The sequence below is a fragment of the Photorhabdus antumapuensis genome (assembly GCF_020387775.1).
Taxonomy (GTDB): Bacteria; Pseudomonadota; Gammaproteobacteria; order Enterobacterales; family Enterobacteriaceae; genus Photorhabdus; species Photorhabdus antumapuensis.
This window is the reverse complement of sequence record NZ_JAHZMK010000053.1, coordinates 106,051-129,294: the sequence shown is the minus strand read 5'-3', so window position 1 is coordinate 129,294 and position 23,244 is coordinate 106,051. Positions and strand designations below refer to the sequence as shown.

General features: G+C 48.0%; 6 protein-coding genes and 2 pseudogenes. 6 read left to right on the top strand and 2 right to left on the bottom strand.

All coding sequences use genetic code 11. The features are described from left to right. Together KZ793_RS19840 and KZ793_RS19835 are read right to left on the bottom strand one after the other, a co-directional pair. Nucleotides 1-574: filamentous hemagglutinin N-terminal domain-containing protein (locus tag KZ793_RS19840; RefSeq protein ID WP_225816890.1), on the bottom strand; the 574-nt coding region annotated here is incomplete at its 3' end. A gap of 17 nt (nucleotides 575-591) precedes the next feature. After that, on the bottom strand, nucleotides 592-2,283 hold the full coding sequence (locus KZ793_RS19835; protein WP_225816889.1) for a ShlB/FhaC/HecB family hemolysin secretion/activation protein: 1,692 nt from the start codon (nucleotides 2,281-2,283) through the stop codon (nucleotides 592-594). A gap of 378 nt (nucleotides 2,284-2,661) precedes the next feature. On the opposite strand from KZ793_RS19835, the pseudogene KZ793_RS19830 reads away from it, so the two are divergent. The 6 genes and pseudogenes from KZ793_RS19830 to pttC form a co-directional block, all read left to right on the top strand. Further along, nucleotides 2,662-2,877 (top strand): annotated as a pseudogene (locus KZ793_RS19830) (hypothetical protein); the annotation flags it as partial. Between the two features lie 307 nt (nucleotides 2,878-3,184). After that, nucleotides 3,185-3,313 (top strand): hypothetical protein, encoded by a 129-nt coding sequence (locus tag KZ793_RS22610; protein WP_255619442.1) that lies wholly within the window; start codon nucleotides 3,185-3,187, stop codon nucleotides 3,311-3,313. A 650-nt stretch (nucleotides 3,314-3,963) separates the two neighbouring features. Further along, on the top strand, nucleotides 3,964-4,167 hold the full coding sequence (gene pttA / locus KZ793_RS19820; RefSeq protein WP_225816897.1) for a phototemtide A NRPS accessory protein PttA: 204 nt from the start codon (nucleotides 3,964-3,966) through the stop codon (nucleotides 4,165-4,167). Nucleotides 4,168-4,266: 99 nt separating this feature from the next. Beyond that, nucleotides 4,267-5,053, top strand: a pseudogene (locus KZ793_RS19815) (IS30 family transposase). A gap of 78 nt (nucleotides 5,054-5,131) precedes the next feature. Then, complete coding sequence (gene pttB / locus KZ793_RS19810; RefSeq protein WP_225816888.1) at nucleotides 5,132-16,009, top strand: phototemtide A non-ribosomal peptide synthetase PttB; 10,878 nt, start codon at nucleotides 5,132-5,134, stop codon at nucleotides 16,007-16,009. Further along, nucleotides 15,991-23,145, top strand: coding sequence for a phototemtide A non-ribosomal peptide synthetase PttC (gene pttC, locus KZ793_RS19805; RefSeq protein ID WP_225816887.1), 7,155 nt, complete (start codon nucleotides 15,991-15,993; stop codon nucleotides 23,143-23,145). The genes pttB and pttC overlap by 19 nt, the downstream gene beginning before the upstream one ends. The last annotated feature ends 99 nt before the right edge of the window (nucleotides 23,146-23,244 follow it).

Below are 23,244 nucleotides of genomic sequence, written 5' to 3'. Positions count from 1 at the left end.
AATCCGTCGCCTTGCCATCTAATCCTTTGCCACCAATGATGATTTGGCCTTTTTTAACCTCTAATGCTTCCAACGCGCCTTGTTTATCAAATTGGGGTTTACCCGTGGTCAGTGTGGCACTGGCCGTATTAATAAAACCACAGCCATCACAGGTAATGCCGTTGGGGTTGGCAATCATCATATTGGCTTTATTGCCGAAAATTTCCAACCGGCCTTGCAGGTTAGATTGTCCACTGCCGGTCACTTCATTAATAATCAGTTCCGCTGCTTTTCCATGCAGATTAGGGTTAGCGTTAAGTTGTCCGGCCAGTTGTGATTGAGCTGCCTGAATCGCGTTATTGAGTACGGCACCCTGAGTGGCAACGTTAAACTCTTTATAGGTGTTGTGAGATATCCCCGCGTCATTCGGCGTGGCAATATTCACCACCGGGATATTGCCCTGATTTTGTACCTGCGTATGGTGATTATCCGGTGTTATTCCCGCGGCAATCGTCGGGTGTAGCGGCTGGATTGCCGTCAGGTAAATTAAAAGATAACTCGTGCCTCTTGCCACAGAGTTGTTGCGTTTACTCATTGTACTTTCCCTTTTGTTTAATTTAAGTGTGACAAAGTCAGTGATGCTGACCAATAAATGACCCAGTGATCCGGTTTTAGGTGATCAGGGTGAATGAGGGGCGTCCCAATGGTGATGGTCTGATTGAGTTTACGGTGAGTCAGTGATAAGCCCAGAGCCGCGCCGGTAACGTTTCCGCCCTCGATTTGTCCGGTTTTTTCCTGTAACCAGCCAGTATCCAGCGCTCCGGTTAAAGTGAGTTCGCCTGGGATAGGAAGTTCTGATATCCGCCAGTTCAGCTCATTGCGCCAATATCCGCCGCGGTTGCCGGTGAGATATTGTTCTTTGAATCCCCGAACGGAATATTGTCCCCCCAGTGAGAGACGTTCGCTGGCGTAAAGGTTGTCCGGCGTGGTCTGACCGTAAATCGATGACAGGTAATAAACGGAGTCTGTGACCGGCATAAAATAGCTGGCACTTAAACTGAATTTGCGAAATTGACTACGTGGCGCATCTGAGAAACGCAGATCATCTTTGGTGGCGCCAAACGTCTGTAAACCGTGGCTCACCGTTGGGTTAAAAGTGATATAGCTACCCGCCAGTACGGTACTGTAATTAACGCCAAAGCTGATGTTGCTCAGTGTCGGACTGCTGATGGATAATGTTTCTCCTGCCAGTAAATTGGTGGTCCGACGGCGTGTCAGCCCCATATCCAATGCCAGTTTCTGTTCTCCATCACGATATAACGTCCGGTTTGCTGCCAGCCGGTGAGTCTGACTATCACCTGTGTAGCGATAGGTTTGTGAACCTGTCGGGATATTCTGAAAAGAATCATTCCAGGCATATTGATAACTGAATAACCAGTAACCATAAGGAACCGTCACGCTGGCAGAGAGGCTGCGGCTTTGATGGCTATTGCGGAAATCACTGTTACGGCTGGCAGACAATGTCCACTGGTCAGCAAGGTGTAATGGATTATCCAGGCTCACGCTGGTATTGATTTGCCCGGTGCCAGTACTTTTTTGACCACTATTATCCGCACTCAAGCTGGCACTAACGGGTAAGCGAGTTGATGTTCGCTTTAAGATAACCGTGGAATAACCCGGTTGTTTGCCCGGCTGAATATCAATGGTCACTTGTTGAGACGGCAGGCGGTTCAAACGTTCCATGCCTTGTTCGATATCTCGCAGATTAAGCGTCTTACCCATTATTCTCGGAAAAGCCATTTTCAACGAGAAAGGTGTTTCACCGTCCAGACTGACTGATTCAACTTTGCCTTCATTGACCGTAATAATAAGAACGCCGGAGGATAAATCTTGTGCCCTGAGTCCGGCCTGAGACGTGACATAACCCCGCTCAATATAGGCATTAGTAGTTTTTCGTACCAATGCGTTAATATCCTGCAAAGATAAGCAGTGAGATAAATAAGGGTGAATTAAGTTCTTTTTGACTGATTCAGACAGACTTTCTGCACCGTCAAATTCAATCCGGCGAATGGTGTGGCAAACAGACTTGTCTGTACTCGGCGATACATCGGGTGATGGAGATAATATGATGTTGTTACGCAGCGTTTCCCGTTGTTGCTCGGCTTGTTGCAGTAATGCTTTTTGTTGCTGCGTGATGGTTTCTTGATCCGCAGGGCTGATGGATGCTGAGGCATAGACCAGTTCGGAAATGCCCAGCAGGATAAGCCCTGTCAGGCTTTGGTGATAAAGAAAGCGTTTTCCCATAAATAATCCTGATTATTGAATAATAATATTAATAAACTATTTTAATGTGGGATTATTTTCTTGTCTGAATGAATAGTATGAAATGTGATCGAGATCGGTTATTTAATCCTGCTAATGGGGAATCTGATATATTAAATTCCGCAAAGTGGCGATAGAGATGGAGATATTATCTCCTTACTGCAACCCGAATTCTTTTAACTTCCGTGTAATCGTATTGCGTCCTCAACTTGGCAATAGTGCAATTATCCGACAGCCAAAGTGATCTCTTAGCTTGGTTGAGGCGGTGTCAAACTTTGCTGAAATTGGAAAAGGGAGTGAAGCCTGTCGCAGTATTGGGCTTTTTCCAGGCAATTCTAAAAATTACCACCGTAGTTTGTGCTGATAAAAGATACATCTTTGGCGACTCAGGTTAATAACCGCAGCATGGTTTATCCGACAGAAGTCTTTTTATTTGTCGCGTTAATTTATTTCGTAATGTGTTTGGCACTGGAATTGACAGCAAACTATCTTGTTCGCCGCTTCACTCTGCAACGTAGTAAAATATCTCTTTTCCGATTTTATATTATTGAAATATATTTTCATTCTGAAATGTAAACAATAATGAAATTATTAAGGTAAATAAAGAATTTTGTGAAAATAATAAGAATCTGTTGAAATAACAGAATAATAATCTTTTTAGATAATATGGCGATGATATAACTTATAAAATATTATAATAAATTCGGCATCTTATTATTGCTTGTTAGATTTACACCTTCTGGATTTACAGAAATATTCGATATTTTAGTTGATTGTTATCGATCATGATTAAGACGAGGGCATAAAATATAGGGTCACCCCCCATTTTTGCAACCCTGATTTTGATTAATGGTGGGTTTGCTTAAATCTATCCGGAGTCTCTATGGGCAAGGATGCCCGCACCTCCATGAGTTCTGCACCTGATGAACCTAAAAAAGTGTGGGGCACTTTACCGATTGGCAATAAAATAACCGATTCAACACGCCTGTCATCAAATCCCCATTTTGTTTAGCCGGTAATGGAATGCCCGGTGCCACATTAGCAGATGAAAGGAATAAAACCTTGGTGCCATAATGAATGCCGATGAGACTACGTCAACCAGAGATATCCGTCCTTTCATAGATGCTCTCGGTGCAGTTAGATTTAACCGACCAAAAGTTAACTGCCAAGGGAAACATGTGTTATTCCTACATCAGAGTCAGATCAACTGATCAAAGTATAGAGAGATAAAAAGAGGCTTTATCAGCAACAAATGCAATGGAGTTAATAAGGCGCTCATTATTTATTGCAAACGCGAACGGCCGTATTAAACGGTGAGCCAGAGGCTCAATTTGAGCGTTGGTATCCGGGAGTAAAATTGGGAGAAGAAACAAAAAACCATCTAACCGAAGCGATTACAGTATAGAATAATACCCAACGTTTTTTATGCTCTCCTTAATCCAATTAATCATAAAAAATAAAATTAATCACTAGATTATATGATGCGAATAATATCTTATTCAATATTTGTCTTTACAATGAGTGTGTTATTTCATTGTGTATTTCAACTTTTTTAAAATATAAAATAATCATAAATGTGGCTTTTGTCACGAAACAAATATTTTTTATTGACTTGTCAAAGTTAATACATAATATTTTTTAATATTATGAACTAAACTGAGGATTTATGTTTTGAGCAATCCATTTGAAAATGAATTTTTTGATTTCTTTGTATTAATAAATGATGAAAGCCAACACTCATTATGGCCTGTATTCATCGCAGTACCTGCTGGTTGGCAAGTTATCTACGGGCCAGAAAAACGTGAGAATTGTTTGGGTTTTGTAGAGAGTAATTGGAAAGATATGAGGCTGAAAAGTTTGCAGTGAAATAAATTAGAAAAGGCGGATTCGACTAATAAGTGCAATGTTTCAGAAGGGCGGTCAGTGACTATAGTAGACATATTTCCCGCCACAGGAAAATGCACTATGACCTATAAACAACTGACCGAAGTAGAAAGATACCCGATTTTTAGTTTAAAAAAAGCGGGTTTTTACAACGCTTCATTGCTCAATCACTTAATCGAAACTCATCAACCAGTAGCAGAGAGTTGAAAAAAAATCAGAAAGTAAAAGAATATTGTCTGAAACAGGCCCATCTTCAGGGGGTTTCTTGCCGTCATTTTGCCAAGAAAGTCACAAAAGTGACCAAAGAAATAAAAAAATGGATAAAGTGGCTAATTTGCCAAGATTTAAGTCCTGAACAGGTGGTTGACTATCTAAGGAAGTATGAAGGGAGATCCTTGCATCATGAGACCATTTATAGATTGATTTATAAAGATCAAATGGATAGAGGTGACTTATGGCAATATCTCAGAATTGCCAGTAAACCGTATCGTAAACGGTATGGCTGTTATGAAAGAAGGGGAAAAATTAAAAACAAAGTCAGTATTAATGAACGCCCAGAAATCATTGATAAAAAAGCACGAATTGGTGATTGGGAAGGTGATGCGATAATAGGAAAAGATAAAAAAGTGTATTATCAACGCTGGTTGAACGTAAGACACTCTATATAATCATTATCAAACTGAACAGAAAACAAGCATCAGAAGTAGCTGAAGATACAGTGAGGGCTTTATACCCGTTAAAACAAATGGTTAAAACAATGACGTTTGATAACGGTTTAGAATTAAATAATCGTCCCCGAAAGACTCATGGTGACAAAACCCCAAATGGACTATTTAGAGGGATACAAACTTGTTTACTCGTAGCTTAATTATGTTGCGCTTACTATGCGAAACCACCAAACAAAAACATTATCCCTATAACATTTGTAGCTAAGGCAGAACTATATATGAATAAGGATGGGTATTGTAATTTAACATCTGCGCAGTTCGGAATTTGGTCATTCAACGAAATTATAGAAAATAAGTCAATAAATAATATAAGCGAATATTTTATAATTGATGGTGATATAAATGTTGAATATTTTTCTGAGGCGGTTAGAAAAACAGTAGAAGAAGCTGAGGCTTTACACTCTCGTTTTTATAAATTTGATAATTGTATTAAACAGAAGTTTTTCTCTATAAATAACTATGAACCAAAAATTATTGATTACAGCTATTTTCGAGAGGAAATTGCACTCCAGAAAGCTAAAAGTTTCTTAATGGCAAGAACGGAGCAATCTTTTGATATTTGTGAGAATCTTCCATTCGAAATATTACTAATAAAAATAGCAGAAAATAAATTTTTGTATTTCCACTGTTATCATCATATAGTTATGGATGGTTTGGGGGCATCACTCATTATTCAACGTGTCATAAGTTTATATAACGCTTCTTTTATTGATGGCTCTCCTCCTCCTTCACCATTCGGTAAATTTAAGGAACTTATTGATGGTGATATTGATTATCATAATTCTTCCAGATTTATTTGTGACCGTGATTACTGGTTAAATCTATTTGCTGATCTTCCTGCCCCTGCTAGCCTAGCGAATCGAATAGCTCCTCCTTTAAGAACTATAATACGTCATCGTGTGAGTTTGGGTTATGAATTAACTGACCTGCTGCATAAAAAATCAAAAGAAATGAATTGCACATTACCTAACTTGCTTATTGCCATAACTTGCGTTTACTTGCATCGCATGACGGGACTCTCTGAAGTCATAGTCGGTTTGCCAGTAACAGGAAGGCTTGGAAGGAAAGAACGTATTATACCAGGATTGATGGCAAATATACTTCCAATGCGATTAATACTTTCGCCAGATTTGAATTTGAAGACGGTTTTAGCCAGAGCAGCGAGACAAATCATGACGGTCTTACGTCATCAAAAATATAGATATGAAGATTTGTGTCGTGATTTAAAAATAATTAATAGTGGTGAATCATTATATCGAACAAGTATAAACGTTGAAAGCTTTGATAATGGTGGCTATTTTCATCAAAGTAAAATACTACCTTGCAATATTGCAAATGGACCTGTTTCTGATCTCAACATTTTTTTCTTTGATTATAATAAAGAAGTTCCTTTGACCCTTGGATTTGATGCAAATAGTGAGTTGTATTCTCCAGAACAGTTGTCTGAACATACCTCTCGGATGTTGAAAGTTTTTTATGATTTGTTAACAAATCAAGATGCTACCATTGGTTCGTTGTTATTGCTAAATGATAATGAATATAGAAATTTAGAAATTATTAATAATAAAACTCTGGCATCAATCCCTTCGTTAACACTTGCTGATCGCTTTGAAGATCAAGTAAAAAAATCCCCAAATAAATCAGCATTATATTGTGGTGATATTTCTTTAACTTACGCTCAACTTAATGAAAGATCAAACAAGCTGGGTCATTATTTATTAAGTCAACATTTTCTCCCTAATGACACCGTAGCGTTACTATTACCTAGGACCGTTGATTTAATTGTAGCATTGTTAGCTATATCGAAGATAGGTGCAACATATATACCGTTAGATCCTGATTATCCTGAAGAACGTTTGAAACATATTATTGAAACCGCAAAACCGAAAATTGTATTGACGTCAATTAATGTTAATTTTAACTTTTGTTTAGATGCTCTTCAGATACAGTTAGATGATATTAATATCTCCTTATTAGTCAATTCTCAATCAATTCACAACCCTATTAGAGTAGTCACTACTGCTAATCAAGCTGCGTATATCTTGTTTACATCAGGATCGACAGGGAATCCTAAGGGAGTAGTGATTACACACCATTCGCTTACTAATTTTCTTTACGCAATGCAAATGTCACTGCAAATAAAACCTAGCAACCGAATACTCGCTGTTACAACGATTGGTTTTGACATCGCAGGTTTGGAAATATTCTTACCATTAGTTAATGGAGCTTCAATAGCGTTAGCGTCTCATGACACTACACGGGATCCTAATCTATTGGCATCGGAAATCGTCCGAAATAACATAACTCATTTGCAAGGCACGCCCGCTTTGTGGCAAGGATTGGTTGAGTATCAGCCAAACTCATTGAGTAACCTCACCGCAATCGTTGGTGGTGATTCGTTGCCTAAGAATCTGGCTGAACGTATGGTGTCTCTAGCACATAGAGTCATTCAAGTTTATGGTCCTACTGAAACTACCATTTGGTCTACTTTACATGAACTGACGGCAAAGTCTGTGCAGCCAAATTCTATTGGTTTACCAATGCTAAATACGCAGATCTATATTCTTGATACGGCTCTTCAGCCTGTGCCAGTAGGATATCCCGGAGAACTATATATAGCAGGTGATGGATTGGCTCTTGGCTATTTAGACCTCCCCGCTATGACCAGCGAGAGATTTGTCGCAAATCCTTTTGGAACCGCAGGGCAGCGTATGTATCGTACCGGCGATCTGGCTTGCTGGGGAAGTGACATGAATGTCAATTTCTTGGGGCGTGTCGATAATCAAGTAAAAATTCGTGGTTATCGAATTGAGTTGGGAGAAATTGAAAATACATTCCTGAAATCACCACTAATAAAGAATGCGCTAGTAATTGCGTACGGAAAAGAAAGTATCAGCAACAAATATTTGGTAGCCTATGTTGTTTTGCGCAAACCCAATTCTTGCTCGTCGGAAGAATTAAATAAATGGCTGAAAAAACATCTACCTGACTATATGCTGCCGGCAGTTATTATGATAGTGGATAGTTTTCCACTGATGCCGAATGGTAAAATAGACCGCCACGCTTTGCTAGCACCGATATTCAAGTCAGGTGAGCGAGTTTTACCGGAATCATCCCAGGAAAAAATCTTATGTAAAATCTTTGAGGAGGTTTTAGGATTTGAGTCGATAGGTATTAATGATAGCTTCTTCAATCTTGGTGGAAATTCTCTACTAGCAATACAGTTACTTATTCGTTTACGCATTCAGTTAGATATTGAATTACCTCTAAAAGTTATTTTTGAATCTCCAACGGTTAAAGAGCTTTCCAAGGTTATAGCTGACACAGACAAAAAATATTCTCTACGAGAAAAACTGACCCCCCAGTTGCGGCCAAATATCTTGCCAATGTCATTTGCCCAACAACGTCTGTGGTTACAGGGACAGATTAATGAGAGCAGTGCATATAATATGCCTATGGCATTACGCATCTATGGTGAATTGGATACCATTGCACTTTCAGCAGCGCTGTCTGATGTAGTGAAACGGCACGAAAGTTTGCGTACTTATCTGACCCTACAGGATGATATACCATGCCAATATATTGTATCGACGGAAGAAATCTCGTTCTCATTGCATGCTCACGAGTTGGATGAGTCTCAAATTACAAAAGAGTTAACTCAGCAGGCTGGTTATATCTTCAGGCTTGATAAAGAATTGCCTATTAAAGCTTGGTTGTATCGGATAAAACCCGAGCAGCATATATTCTTGCTATTAATCCATCACACTGCGGGAGATGGTGGTTCTATCTCCCCCCTACTACATGATTTGGACCATTACTATCAGGCCCACTTGAAAGGAGAAAATTCTTCACTGCCGCCTTTGCCAGTGCAATATGCAGATTACACATTATGGCAACATATATTACTATCTGATGAGCAAAAATCGGTAGGTTTGTATGCGAAACAAATGCATTACTGGTGTAACCAGCTAGCGTTATTACCAGAAGAGGTAACAATAGCTAGTGTGCAACCTAGGCCCACGAAGCCAAGTAGCAAAGGTGATTGCTATAAATTCTCAGTTCCTCCGGATATATATCAGGGTCTAAAACGCCTGGCTTTACAAGCGGAAGCCAGTCTGTTCATGGTTCTAAAAACGGCTCTTGCTGTGCTGCTTCATCGAATGGGGGCCGGTGATGATATATCGGTAGGCACTCCCGTTTTGGGCCGTACAGATGAAGCTCAAATGCCACTAATTGGCCTTTTTTCCAATACATTGGTATTACGTACCAACCTTTCTGATAATCCTGATTTTATCTCCCTGATAGCACAGGTTCGTGGAACAGTACTTGATGCTTATATGCATCAGGATTTGCCTTTTGAGCAAATTGTCGAGTTTTTAACCCCACATCGTTCCGCGTCTAAGCACCCATTATTTCAAGTTATGATGGTACTGGAAGAGGAATTTTCGTTGGGCAATATCTTTTTGCCGTTACGTATTGAGCAACAGGAATTATTGACTAAAACGGCAAAGTTTGATCTCCTGTTTGTTTTCAAAGAGGATGCACAACAAAGCCTTTTAAAAGGACATATTGAATTTGCGACTGACCTATACGATGCGCAAACCGTTGCGGGATTTGTAGACCGCTTATTCAGTGTATTGAACATCATGGTAAACAGGCCCACTGAAAAAATTAGTGAAATTTGCCTGTTAAATACGTTTGAACGTCAACAACTGCTCAAAACTTGGAACAATACGCTCGTAGAATTGCCAAACCTGTCGTTGGGTGTACTGTTTGAACAGCAGGCTGCCCGTTCACCAAACGCTATCGCTGTTAGCGAAGGCAGTAAAACGTTAACCTATGCTCAGTTGAACATCGCGGCCAATCGCCTTGCACACCGGTTACGCGAACTTACTGGGGAGGAAGCGTTTTGCGTCGGGTTGCTCATGGCGCATTCGATCGATCAGGTCATTGCCACGTTGGCGGTGATCAAGGCTGGGGCGGCCTATCTGCCATTGCGTGCCAGCGATCCTCTGGAACGGCAGCAAATGATGCTGGATGACGCAGGTGCAGCGGTATTGATTACCGATGTCGATCACCATCTGCCAACGGCGCGCTTTGTGATATGCAACGTGGCCGATTCCGCTGGGAAACGCTGGCCAAAAATCAACCCTGCAACCAACGCCGGACCTTCCAGCCTTGCTTACATTATGTATACCTCTGGGTCGACTGGTAAACCGAAAGGCATTGCGGTAAACCAAGAAAGCGTTATAGCGCTAGCCTGCGATCGCCGATGGTTGCCGGAAGATCATCAGCGTGTGCTGCTGCATTCCCCCGCTGCGTTTGATGCCTCGACCTACGAGTTTTGGGTGCCGCTATTGTACGGTGGGCAATTAGTGGTGGTGCCAAAGGGTGAGCTGGATATTGATGTGCTGGCGCAGACCATCGCCAATGAAAAAATAACTGCTCTGTGGCTAACGGTTGGTCTGTTCCGGCTGATGGCGGAAGACCATGCCTCTTCCCTGGCCAGTGTGCGCCTGTTACTTGCCGGTGGCGATGTATTGCCAAAATCCTCTATCGAAACCGTTATGCGGCACTGCCCTGGGCTGGTAATGATGAATGGCTACGGGCCAACCGAAACCACCACCTTTGCAACAACTTATGCTATGCATAGCGTACCGGGCAGCGCTTCGGTGCCTATCGGTATGCCGTTGGACAATATGCAAGTGTATGTGCTTGATACCTACCTGCAACCCGTGCCTGTCGGCGTTTCAGGCGAGTTGTATATTGCCGGTACTGGGCTTGCGCACGGCTATCTTAACCAGCCTGGCCTGACGGCATCACACTTTATTGCTAATCCTTTCGGCAGCAGTGGCGATCGCATGTACCGTTCTGGCGATTGGGTTCGTTGGCGGCAGGAAGGGGTTCTGGAGTACCTAAACCGCGGCGATCAGCAGGTCAAAATACGCGGTTTCCGCATCGAGCTTGCCGAGATAGAGGCGGCATTGCTGGAGCTGGAAGGCGTTGCCCAGGCGCTTGTGTGCATTTTCGAACCGCAAAAAGGAAATAAACAGCTGGCTGCGTATGTCATTGCCGAAAAAATTGGACAGTGTGAACCAACATTGCTGCGACAAACGCTGAGCGCCCGGTTGCCAGACTTTATGGTGCCGGCCGTTGTGAGCGTAGTAGAGAGATTCCCGCTGACTGCCAACGGGAAAGTCGATATGCGCGTGTTACCCGTTCCAGAATTCAACGTTGGCTACGGACGAACCGCACGCAATGAGCAGGAAAGCAAACTGTGCCATTTGTTTGCCGAGGTCCTCGGTTTGCTCCAAGTTGGCATCGACGATAATTTCTTCGATCTGGGTGGTCATTCCCTGTTGGCATCGCGCTTTGTCAGCCATGTTCGCAAAGCGCTAAAAGTGAACCTCAGCATCCGCGATCTGTTTGAAGCACCAACGGTAGCGCAGTTTGTGCAGCGCTTGGGGCAAGGGAGCACACTGCGCCCAGCGTTGCAGGTGAAACCAAGGCCAGAACGCTTGCCGTTGTCTGCGGCCCAGTGCCGGCTATGGATGGTTGACCGCATTGAAGGGGGTAAATCCCTTTATAACATGCCGTTGACGCTGGAGTTGCAGGGGGAATTGAGCGTTCCTGCCATGGCAGCAGCGTTAAATGATGTGGTGGAACGCCATGAAAGCCTGCGCACACGCTTTCAGGAGTTGTCGGATGGTAACGTTTATCAGCAGATTGCCTGCGGGGAAGACGCGCAGTGCGAACTGACGCTGCACCACGTCCTTGCTGAGAATTTAGATGAAGAGGTGCTAGCAGCATCAGGATATATCTTTGATTTAGCGAATGAAAACCCCTGCCGGGCTTTGCTGTTCCATGTTGAACCGCATCATCATGTGCTTTTATTCCTGATGCACCACATCGCCAGCGACGGGGCATCGCTTGTTCCTCTGCTGCGTGATCTGGCGCTGGCGTATCATGCTCGGTTGCAGGGGCAAGCGCCGAACTGGGCGCCACTTCAGGTGCAGTATGCCGATTACACTCTGTGGCAACACGAACTGTTGGGCGATCCCCGTGATACGGGCAGCCTGCAAAGCCACCAATTGGCGTATTGGAGCGAAGTGCTGCATGGACTGCCGGAAGAGTTGCAGTTGCCAACCGACAGGCCACGGCCACAAAGCTCAAGCTATCAAGGTGGGCAATGGCGTTTTGAAGTTGATCCAGAGGTCTATGCACGCTTGCTTGAGCTAGCAAGGCAGCAGAATGCGAGCCTGTTTATGGTGTTGCAGGCGGCCTTGGCGGTGCTGCTGAGCCGGTTAGGCGCTGGTCATGACATTCCACTGGGTGTGGCTATTGCTGGCCGTACCGATGAAGCGTTGGAACCTCTAATCGGCTTTTTCACCAATACATTGGTGCTGCGCACCGATGTTTCTGGAAATCCGACCTTTGATCAATTGCTGGCGCGCGTGCGCGATAGCGCATTGCAGGCATATGAACATCAAGATCTGCCGTTTGAAAACCTGGTGGAAACGCTGAACCCAGAGCGTTCCTTGGCGCGCCATCCGCTGTTCCAGGTGATGTTGGTATTGCAAAACAACGCCTGTGGCGAGGTCCATTTTAATGGACTGAGCACCCGCGTTGGCACACCGCTGCTACCGGTGGCGAAGTTTGATTTGACCTTCAACTTTGAAGAAACGCCAACCTCATTAAACGGCATCTGTGAATATGCTACCGACCTGTTTGACGGCGAAACTGCTGAACGCCTGGCGGGCTATTTCGCCAATATGCTGGCGGCTATCAGTTGCAATACATGCTGCAATATCAACGAGCTGGAGTTATTTAGCGCGCGCGAATACCAGCAGATTGTCAACGAATGGAATAACACTACCCGGCAATTGCCAGCCAAGACGTTTGCCGAGCAATTCGAAGCCCTTGCCAAAGCAACGCCGGATGCGCCTGCCCTGCTGGGGGAAAGCGAACGGCTGACCTATGGCCAGTTGGATCAACGGGCTAACCGGTTGGCGAATCTGATGATGGAAAGGGGCGTTGGCACAGAAAACATCATTGCCATCGCACTCCCGATCTCGGTTGATCTTATCATCGCGCTGATTGCTACGCTGAAAACTGGCGCAGCATATTTACCGCTTGATCCTGATTATCCTCAGGAACGCCTGAATTATATGTTGGAACACTCGCAGCCTGCGCTGGTCATCACGGATTCTGCGTTCGTGCAAAAACTGGGGGCGCAGTATTCCAGCTTGCAGATTGACCAACCGGCGCTACATACGCAATTGGCCCGGCAGCAAGCGAAAAGCATCACTTTGCCGAGGAAGTTGAGCATCGATAATGCGGCCTACATTATCTATACCTCTGGTTCTACCGGTTTGCCTAAAGGCGTTCTGGTGACGCACCGGGGTATCAGCAACCTGGTTGCCAGCATGGTCGAGCGATTACATGTCACGCAGCAAAGCCGCGTGTTGCAGTTTGCTTCACCGAGCTTCGATGCCTCATTCTGGGATATCAATATGGGACTGTTAAGCGGTGCGGCACTGGTCGTTGCAGGCCGTGATGCGCTGTTACCGGGGGAGCCGCTGTATGAACTGATGCTGGCCCAGGGCGTGACGCATGCCACGTTGCCGCCGGTGGGGTTGGCGGTTATGCCGCGTAAGCCATTGCCTGCGTTGGAAACGTTGGTAGTGGCGGGCGAAGCCTGCCAGCCGGAGCTGATCGACTATTGGGGCCAAGGGCGCCGGATGATCAATGCTTACGGGCCTAGTGAATCCACGGTCTGCGTCACCATGAGCCAACCGTTGGTGGCTGGAAAAGCGCCGCCTATCGGCACGCCGATCGTCAACATGCAGGTCTATGTTCTGGATGAGCGTTTGCAACCGGTCGCGCCAGGGGTAAAAGGCGAGCTGTATATCGCAGGTGAAAGCCTAGCCCGTGGCTACGTGCGGCGCCCGGATTTAACAGCGGAACGCTTTGTGGCGAACCCGTTTGGCGTGGCAGGTAGCCGAATGTATCGCACCGGCGATGTCGCCTATTGGCAAACCAACGGTGAGCTGATGTTTGCTGGGCGTGTGGATCATCAGGTCAAGATCAGGGGTTTCCGTATTGAATTGGGTGAAATTGAATCCCTGCTGCTGAGGCATCCTCAACTGAGCCAGGCCACGGTGATCGTGCGTGAAGATAAGCCGGGGCTTCGCCAACTGGTTGCTTACGCCGTGGTGAATGAAGGAGACGTTAATACCGCAGAACTACGCGAATATCTGCGTAGCCACCTGCCGGAATATATGGTGCCTGTGGCCATCGTCATGCTGCCGGCAATTCCGGTTACGCCGAACGGTAAAGTCGATCGGCGCGCATTGCCGCAGCCTGATTTCCATCAGCCCCATCACCGTGGCCCGCACAATACGCAAGAGCAACTGCTCTGCACGCTCTTTGCCGATTTATTGGGCGTGGAGCAGGTTGATGTTGACGGCAGCTTCTTCGAAATGGGGGGTGATAGTATTACCGCGATACAGCTGGTCGCGCGTGCGCGCCAGGCTGGTTGGATATTCACACCACGCCAAGTCTTTGAGCACAAAACCGTTGCTTCCTTGGCCAGAAAAATGCAGGCGAACATTACCACGGTTGCTGAAACGCGGGTTGGCGCGGTAGGTGAATTACCCGTTACACCAATTATCCATTGGTTGATGGAAAACCCCGGTAACATCAACGGGTTCAGCCAGGCAACGTTGTTGCAAACGCCGGAGCATCTGGATGAGAAACAACTCAGGCAGATGCTGACGCTGCTGTTAGAGCAGCACGATGCCTTGCGCTTGGTGGCGAATCGCTCCACGAGCGGTGATGTCCTGCTGACCATTCCGCCAATGATGTCAGACATCGTGGATGGCGCATTGAGCATTGTGGATTGCCAGGCGTTCACACTGGCGGAACTGCAACGCTGCATCAAGGCAGAAAGCCAACGTGCAAAACAGCGCCTCGATCCGGCTGCGGGCAAAATGCTACAGGCGGTTTGGTTCCGCGCATCAGTTGGGCAGCCTGGTCGGCTGATGTTGGTATTTCACCACTTGGTGGTGGACGGTGTCTCTTGGCGTATTTTAGCGCTGGATTTGCAAAACATCTGGGCAGCCATGAGTGCGGGGAAAACGCCGGATCTGTTGCCGGTTGGTACCTCTTTCCGTGCGTGGGCGTATCAATTGCAGCAAGAGGCCAATGCGCGGCGTAACGAACTGAATCACTGGCTAACGGTGCTGGCGAAGCCGGATACGCTGCTGACTTCCCGCCCGTTAGACGGGATGCAAGACACCGTTGCGGCCAGCGACTCACTGCGGCTCGAGTTACCGGCGGCGTTTACCCAACCGTTGCTGGGGACGATACCGGCGCTCTTCCATGCAGGTATCAACGACGTGCTACTCTGCGCCTTTGCTCTGGCCGTTAATGACTGGCGGCAAACTTCACAGACGGATGTCCTGCTGGATCTTGAAGGGCACGGGCGTGAAGAACTTTCCGGCACGGAGCTGTCGCGCACTGTTGGCTGGTTCACCAACATGTATCCTGTGCGGCTCGAACCGGGCGTTGCGCAGCTGGCAGACCCTTATTCATTAGGCCATGCGCTAAAACGCATTAAAGAGCAGTTGCGCCAGGTGCCTGCGAACGGCCTTGGATATGGGTTGCTACGCTATCTGAATCCGCAAACACAGCTGGTCTTGTCACAGCCACAGCAGGCCCAGATTGGCTTCAACTATCTGGGCCGCATGGCTGTGGGCGGCGATCGCGACTGGCAGGTGGCCGCAGAGGCGAATCTGCTGGATACAACGGCTGACGACAATTTTGCGCTCCCTCATGCGCTTTCACTCAATGCGTTGGTAGAAGAGCGGTCGGAAGGGCCGGTTCTGGTCTCCAACTGGTCATGGGCCAGGGCGCTGCACACTGAAGAGCGCATTAGCGTGTTGGGTAACCATTGGTTCCGTTGGCTAAAAGCAATGTCACAGCTTTCTACGGTGCCTGACGCGGGGGGATTCACACCATCGGACATCACGATGCTATCGCTTAAACAGAATAGCTTGGAAAAACTTCAAGCCAAGTGGAAGAAGAAAAAATAAATATGGAAATTAAAGAGATACTACCGTTATCGCCATTACAGAAAGGTCTGTTGTTCCATATGCTGTACGATACCCAAGGCAGCGATGCATATCAGGTGCAGCAGGTTTTCCAGCTTGCTGGCGTTTTAGATAGCCAAAAGCTGAAACAGGCCGTCACAACCTTACTGCAACGTCACCCGCACTTGTGCGCGGGGTTTGAGTACGAAGACGTAGAAACGCCGGTACAACTGATCCTAGCGGGGTTACCGTTGCCGTGGCATGAGGTAGATGTGAGTCATCTATCACCAGAGCAGCAACAGCCGGCATTCGCCGCGCTGTTACAGGCCGATTATGATGAGCGCTTTGATCCGCACGATCCGCCGTTGCTGCGATTCACCCTGGTCAAACTGGCAGCGCAGCAGCATTATCTGGTCTTTACCAACCATCACCTGTTGCTGGATGGCTGGTCAATTCCTATTCTGCTGCAAGAGTTATGCACTCTGTATCTGGGCGATGTGCAAGGCAGTACCTTGCCGGCGATCACTCCCTATCGCAACTATCTGCAATGGATTGCGGCGCGTGATGTTGACGAAATGCGAGCCGTATGGCGCGAAACGCTAAGTGGCCTGGTGGTGCCAACTTGCTTGGCAAAGGGGCGCACCACGGAAAATCTGCAACCGAATCTGTTGCATAAGCATCTGGATGCGGTATACACGCAGCGGCTGAACTTACGTGTCAAACAGCTTGGCGTGACGGCAAATACACTGATCCAGGCCGCATGGGGCGTGCTGCTGGGGGGGATGACGGGGCGTAGCGATGTGGTGTTCGGCGTCACAGTTTCCGGCCGGCCGGGTGAATTGCCCGGTGTGGAAAGCATCGTTGGGCTGCTAATCAATACCGTGCCATTACGCCTGACGTTCAGCCTGGCGGAGACGTTTACTACGCTTTTGCAACGCCTACAGGCAGAGCAAACCCGGCTGCTTGATTACCAATATCTTGACCTGACGACCATCCAGGCGGATGCTGGTTACGGCGAGCTGTTTGATACCTTGATGGTGTTCGAGAACTACCCGCTTATAAAAGGCAGCAGTGGGCAATCTGATACCGCGCTGAACATCTCGCTAACGGTGCACCATGGCGGGGATGCCTCGCATTACCCGCTTGGGTTGGTGGCGGTTCCGGGTGAAACGCTAGCCCTGCGCTTCAGCTCATTGCCAGACCTGTTTGACGATCAAACGGTGGCAAACTTGGCCGAACGCTTTATGCTGATACTGCATGCCATTATTGACGATCCGCAGACGATTATTGGCAGCGTACCGCTGCTGTTGGCGCAAGAAGTTCAGGCCATGGTTCAACCTTACCCTGTGCTGGCGTCATTGCCAGCCGATACACTTCACGGAATGTTTGAAAAACGCGCGAGCGAAATGCCAGATGCGATTGCGCTGAGCTTGGGCAACGATCGCCTGAGCTATGGCGAACTTAATCAGCGGGCCAATCAGTTGGCTCGTTATCTGGTGAACCGCGGCATTGGCGCTGAGGATGTCGTGGCATTGGCGCTGCCACGTTCGATGGAGACACTGATTGCGTTGTTAGCCGTATTAAAAGCCGGCGCTGCATATCTACCACTGGATCTCCATAACCCTGCCGAACGGCTTGGTTTTATCGTGTCAGATGCCAAACCGACGCTTATCATCACCAACGCAGAAAATGCCGGTACGTTAAGCGGCTCCACGTCTGATTTGGTGGTTGATATTCCTGAATATCAGCAGCGCCTGGCACCGTTCAGCAAACGGGATCTTCAACCCGATGAACTTTTACGCCCAGTTAGTACGGCAAACCTGGCCTATATCATTTACACCTCTGGCTCTACGGGGAACCCGAAAGGGGGGCTGATCCCGCACGAAAACGTGTTACGGCTCTTTACAGCAACGCAATCGTGGTTCGATTTTAGCCGCAATGACGTCTGGACCCTGTTCCATTCGTATGCCTTTGATTTTTCAGTGTGGGAAATCTGGGGTCCATTGTTATATGGCGGGCGGTTGGTCATCGTACCGTTTATGGTGAGCCGTGATCCTCAGGCATTCCTCAAGCTACTGAGCGAAGAGAAAGTCACGGTATTAAACCAGACACCCTCTGCCTTCTATCAATTGATAGAAGCGGATCAAAGCGATCGCGAGAAGAAATATCCACTGACGCTGCGCAAAGTGGTATTCGGTGGGGAAGCGCTGGATCTCAGCCAGCTTGAACGTTGGTACCAACGCCACGATCCGGCAGCGCCTGAATTAATTAACATGTATGGCATTACCGAAACAACCGTGCATGTCAGCTATCAGGCGCTGACTCCGGCAATGATGCGCAGCCAGTCGGGTAGCCCGATTGGTGTTGGGATCCCCGATCTGCGTATCTATGTGTTGGATGACGCTTTGCGCTACGTTCCTATAGGTGTTGAAGGGGAAATGTACATTGCTGGTGCCGGGCTAGCGCGCGGTTACTTGAACCGCGCGGGGTTAAGCGCCGAGCGCTTTGTCGCCGACCCGTATGGTGAACCGGGTTCCCGTATGTACCGTTCAGGAGATTTGGCCTTCAGATCACCAGAAGGTGGACTGATTTATATAGGCCGAGCCGATCAGCAGGTGAAACTACGTGGTTTCCGCATTGAGCTGGGGGAAATTGAAGCGGCTCTGGTGGATGACCAGCAGGTCACCCAAGCCGTGGTGCTGATGCGTAAAGATCAGCCTGGCAATCCACAATTGGTGGGGTATATCACCAGCGATAGTGACGCCGCTATTGACACGGCGGCACTGTACCACCGCGTGGCGGCAAAACTCCCTGACTATATGGTGCCTACGGCCATCCTTCAGATTGAACGTTTCCCTTTGACGGTCAATGGGAAACTGGATAAACGGGCATTACCGGCGCCAGACTTCAACCATGGTGGCAGACGGCGCCAGCCGCGCACGGCGCAGGAAGAAATTCTGGCAGGGTTGTTTGCCGAGGTGCTAGGGCTGGAAACGGTAAGCATGGACGACAACTTCTTTGCGTTGGGCGGCCACTCGCTGTTAGTGATGCGCCTGATTAGCCGTGTATCCAGCGTATTAGCCATTGAGTTGCCGATCCGCACACTGTTTGATTACCCAACCGTGGCACAGTTTGCCGAGCAGTTGGCAATAAAGGGCACTCAACGCCGTGAAACGCTCACGCGCCAAGCCCGTGAGGCGTATTTACCCCTTTCCTTTGCCCAGCAGCGAATGTGGCTGTTGGATAACATTGGCAACGATCATGCAGCGTATAATATGCCGCTTGCCCTGAAGCTGAATGGGTCGCTCAATGATGAAGCATTGCGCCAGGCATTGGGCGATCTGGTACAGCGCCATGAAGTTCTGCGCACGCTATATCCTCTGCATCTTGATCAGCCTTATCAGCATATTCTAGCGCCTGATAGCGTGGTGCCATCTCTGATCATCGGCAATGTGACGCAGGAGGAGTTGCTGGAAAGCATCGACAAGGCTGCCGCCTGGCGGTTCGATCTGGCAAATGATTTGCCGCTGCGTGGGTGGCTGTTCCACTTACCGGTCCAGAACGAACATGTGCTGCTGCTGGTCATTCACCACATTGCCTGTGACGGAGGTTCGTTAGGGCCAATGCTGAACGATCTGTCTTTGGCCTATCAGGCGCGCTGCGCGGGCCAGGAAGTGAAGTGGGCGCCATTAACCGTGCAATATGCCGACTATGCGTTATGGCAGCGCCAACTATTGGAGGATGTGCAGGATGCCTCCACACGCGGCGCACAGCAAATCGAATTCTGGCGTAGCGCGCTGGCAGGATCACCCCAGGAAACGTATCTACCGACCGATCGCCCGCGTCCATCTGTACCGAGCCAACAAGGTGCCCGGGTCAGCTATGCGATTGACCAAGCGCTTTATGGCCGCCTGGAAAAACTGGCGCGTGATGAGGGCGTAACGCTATTTATGTTGCTGCAAACTGGGGTCGCCGTCATGCTTAGCCGGATGGGGGCAGGTGATGATATTACGCTGGGCACAGGCGTTGCCGGGCGAGCCGACGAGGCCATGGCCAATTTGATTGGCTTCTTTGTCAATACGCTGGTGCTGAGAGTAAATTGCGCGGGTAACCCTGAATTTAATCAGTTGCTTGCCAGCGTGCGTGAGTTCATGCTTTCTGCCTATGCAAATCAGGATGTGCCCTTTGATCGGGTGGTAGAAGCGCTTAACCCTGAGCGTTCTGCCTCACGACATCCGTTGTTCCAGGTAATGTTGGTATTGCAAAATAACGGCGACAACACCCTGCAATTTGCTAATGTGCAGGCGAAGCCGCAGCCGGTTGGTTTTGTCCCTGCCAAATTCGATCTGACGTTCAATTTTGATGAAGTCTATAGCGATGATGGCGAGGTGTGTGCACTCAATGCCCAGATTGAGTATGCCGTCGATCTGTTTGATTGCGATACAGTGGCGGCGCTCGCGCAGTACCTTGTTCGATTGCTGTCGTTCATTGCAGAAAAACCAGACACACCAGTGGCGAACATTCCACTGTTAACAGACGAGCAGCAATGCAAAATGGCAATCGAGTGGAATGCCACGGAACAGAAAGTGCCGATGGCGTCGCTGGCCAGTCTGTTTGAAAAACAGGCGGCGGCGGCACCAGAACACATTGCTCTGAGTTGTGGTGATAAGCAACTTACCTATGCACAACTGAACGAGTGCGCAAATGATTTGGCACAACGCCTGCAACAGATTGGCGTGAAAGCGGAACATGGCGTTGCATTGCTGATGGAGCGCTCGCCGTCGCTCGTGATCGCCATATTGGCGGTAATTAAGGCCGGAGGGTTCTATGTGCCGCTGCGTACCAGCGATCCATTGGAACGCTGGCAGCATATAGTGGATGAAGTCGGGGTGCAGGTTGCGTTGGTGGATGATGCACATAGCCATGTGGTTTTGCCAGCGGGTTTACAGGTGGAAACCGTAGGCAACGCCAGTAGCCAGAACACTGTTGCGTGGGCCAGCGAGCCGGTAAGCGCCCAGAATCTGGCCTACGTGATGTTTACCTCAGGTTCCACGGGGCAGCCCAAAGGGATCGCCACCACGCAAGATAACGTCATTACCCTGACTCTCGATCGGCGCTGGCGCAGCGAGCATCACCAGCGCGTTCTATTGCATTCCCCCTACGCATTTGATGCCTCAACCTATGAGCTGTGGGCCACTCTGCTTAACGGCCATCAGGCCGTCATCGTACCGGGCGACGATCTCGATCTGGATCTGTTGACATCGACCATCGTTGAGCAACAGGTAACCGCCGCATTTCTGACATCAGGGTTATTCAGGCTGATTGCGGAAGAACATCCGCAATGCCTAGGTTTTTTGCAGAAGGTATTCACCGGTGGTGAAAAGATATCCGCCAGCGCGGTGCAGGCGGTGCGGGAACATTGGCCCAATCTTGAATTGATGAATATCTATGGCCCAACGGAAACCACCACCTATGCTACGGATTACCCCATCACCAAAACAGATGCCCCTTATCTAGACGTCCCTATTGGCGCTGCTTTGGATAATACCAGCCTCTATGTATTAGATGAATTTTTACAGCCGGTACCAGTTGGCGCACCAGGGGAACTATACATTGCCGGCCGCGGCCTGGCGCGTGGCTATTTTAAGCGTCCGGGGCAAAGTGCGGCACACTTTATCGCCGATCCCTTCGGGCCTGCGGGCAGCCGCATGTACCGCACCGGGGACGTGGTGAAATGGCGGCGTGATGGCGTGCTCAACTTTGTTGGCCGCAGCGATCAGCAGGTGAAAATTCGTGGTTTTCGTATTGAACCGGGGGAAATCGAAGTCGTGCTGAAGCAGCATACCGCCGTGCAGCAAGTGGCGGTCATTCCGCGTGAGGATCATTCGGGCAATAAACAATTGGTCGCCTATGTGGTGCCCTTTGCAAGCCCCGAAGATCTACCGGTGTTACTGCAACAGCATGCGCGTGAGCATTTACCTGATTTTATGGTGCCTGCTGTGATCATGCTACTGACAGAACTGCCATTAAACGCCAACGGCAAGTTGGATGTTGTCGCGTTGCCACACCTAAACTTGGGTTCGCGGCAAGGACGCCAACCACAGACTGAAAGCGAGAAATGGCTTTACGCGCAGTTCTGCGAGCTATTGAGTGTTGGACACATCAGCATTGATGACAGCTTCTTCGTACTGGGAGGGCATTCGCTGCTGGCAGCACGGCTGATTGCGCGTATCGAAAAAGAATTGGATGAGAAACTGACTATTCGTGACCTGTTTGAATCGCCCACCGTTGCACTGCTGGCACGGCGTCTTGAAAGCAATCCGTGTGGCAATATTCTGGATGTCATGCTGCCATTGCAACCGGCTGGCGAAAAAACGCCGCTGTTCTGTTTACACCCCGGGGGAGGATTGAGTTGGTCTTATGCGGGGTTGATCCCGTATCTGGGCGAGCAGCAGCCTCTTTATGGCATTCAGGCACGCAGGTTGAGCACCGGCCTTGTACCAACATCGATTTATGACATGGCGAAAAATTATCTGGCAGATATTTATAAGATCCAGCCAGAGGGGCCTTATTCATTGCTGGGCTGGTCTTTCGGCTGCCATCTCGCGCATGAAATAGCCACCTTGCTGCAAAAGGATAATAAAGTGGTCAATGTCCTGATCTTTATGGATGGTTATCCATTGTGGAAGACTTACAGAGACATGGTACGCACCGATCGGGAAAGCCTGCGTGCAATGTTTGAGGCATTTACCGGTTCGGCACCTGAAAACGATCGGCAGTTTAGCGTGGTTGGCTTGAAAAAACGGTTGTCTGAGATCGAGCATCCATTAGCAAACCTCGATCAGAATATTTTCGAACGTATTCTTGCCGAGTTCCGAGATGCACCGCATTTGCTCAGCGAATTTTCACCCAGCCGGTTCCAAGGTGACCTCGTATTTTTTAGGGCACTACAAAACCATAGCGAAGCCGATAATGTTAATTACGATCCGCACTTATGGGGGGAGTATATTGAAGGAAACATCGCCTTGTATGATATTAATTGTTCCCACGATAGTATGTTAAGTGAAGGCCCGCTTAAAGAGATTGGGCCAATACTTCAACAACGATTCGGTATTCTTACAGACAGCAGCGTTGAGTAAGGTTTTCCGACAAAGAACAACATTACATATAACTCTGTAGACAATACTGTATATTGCCATTATGTTAAAGGCGTATGAAGAATTGAAAGCCTGTTAAAT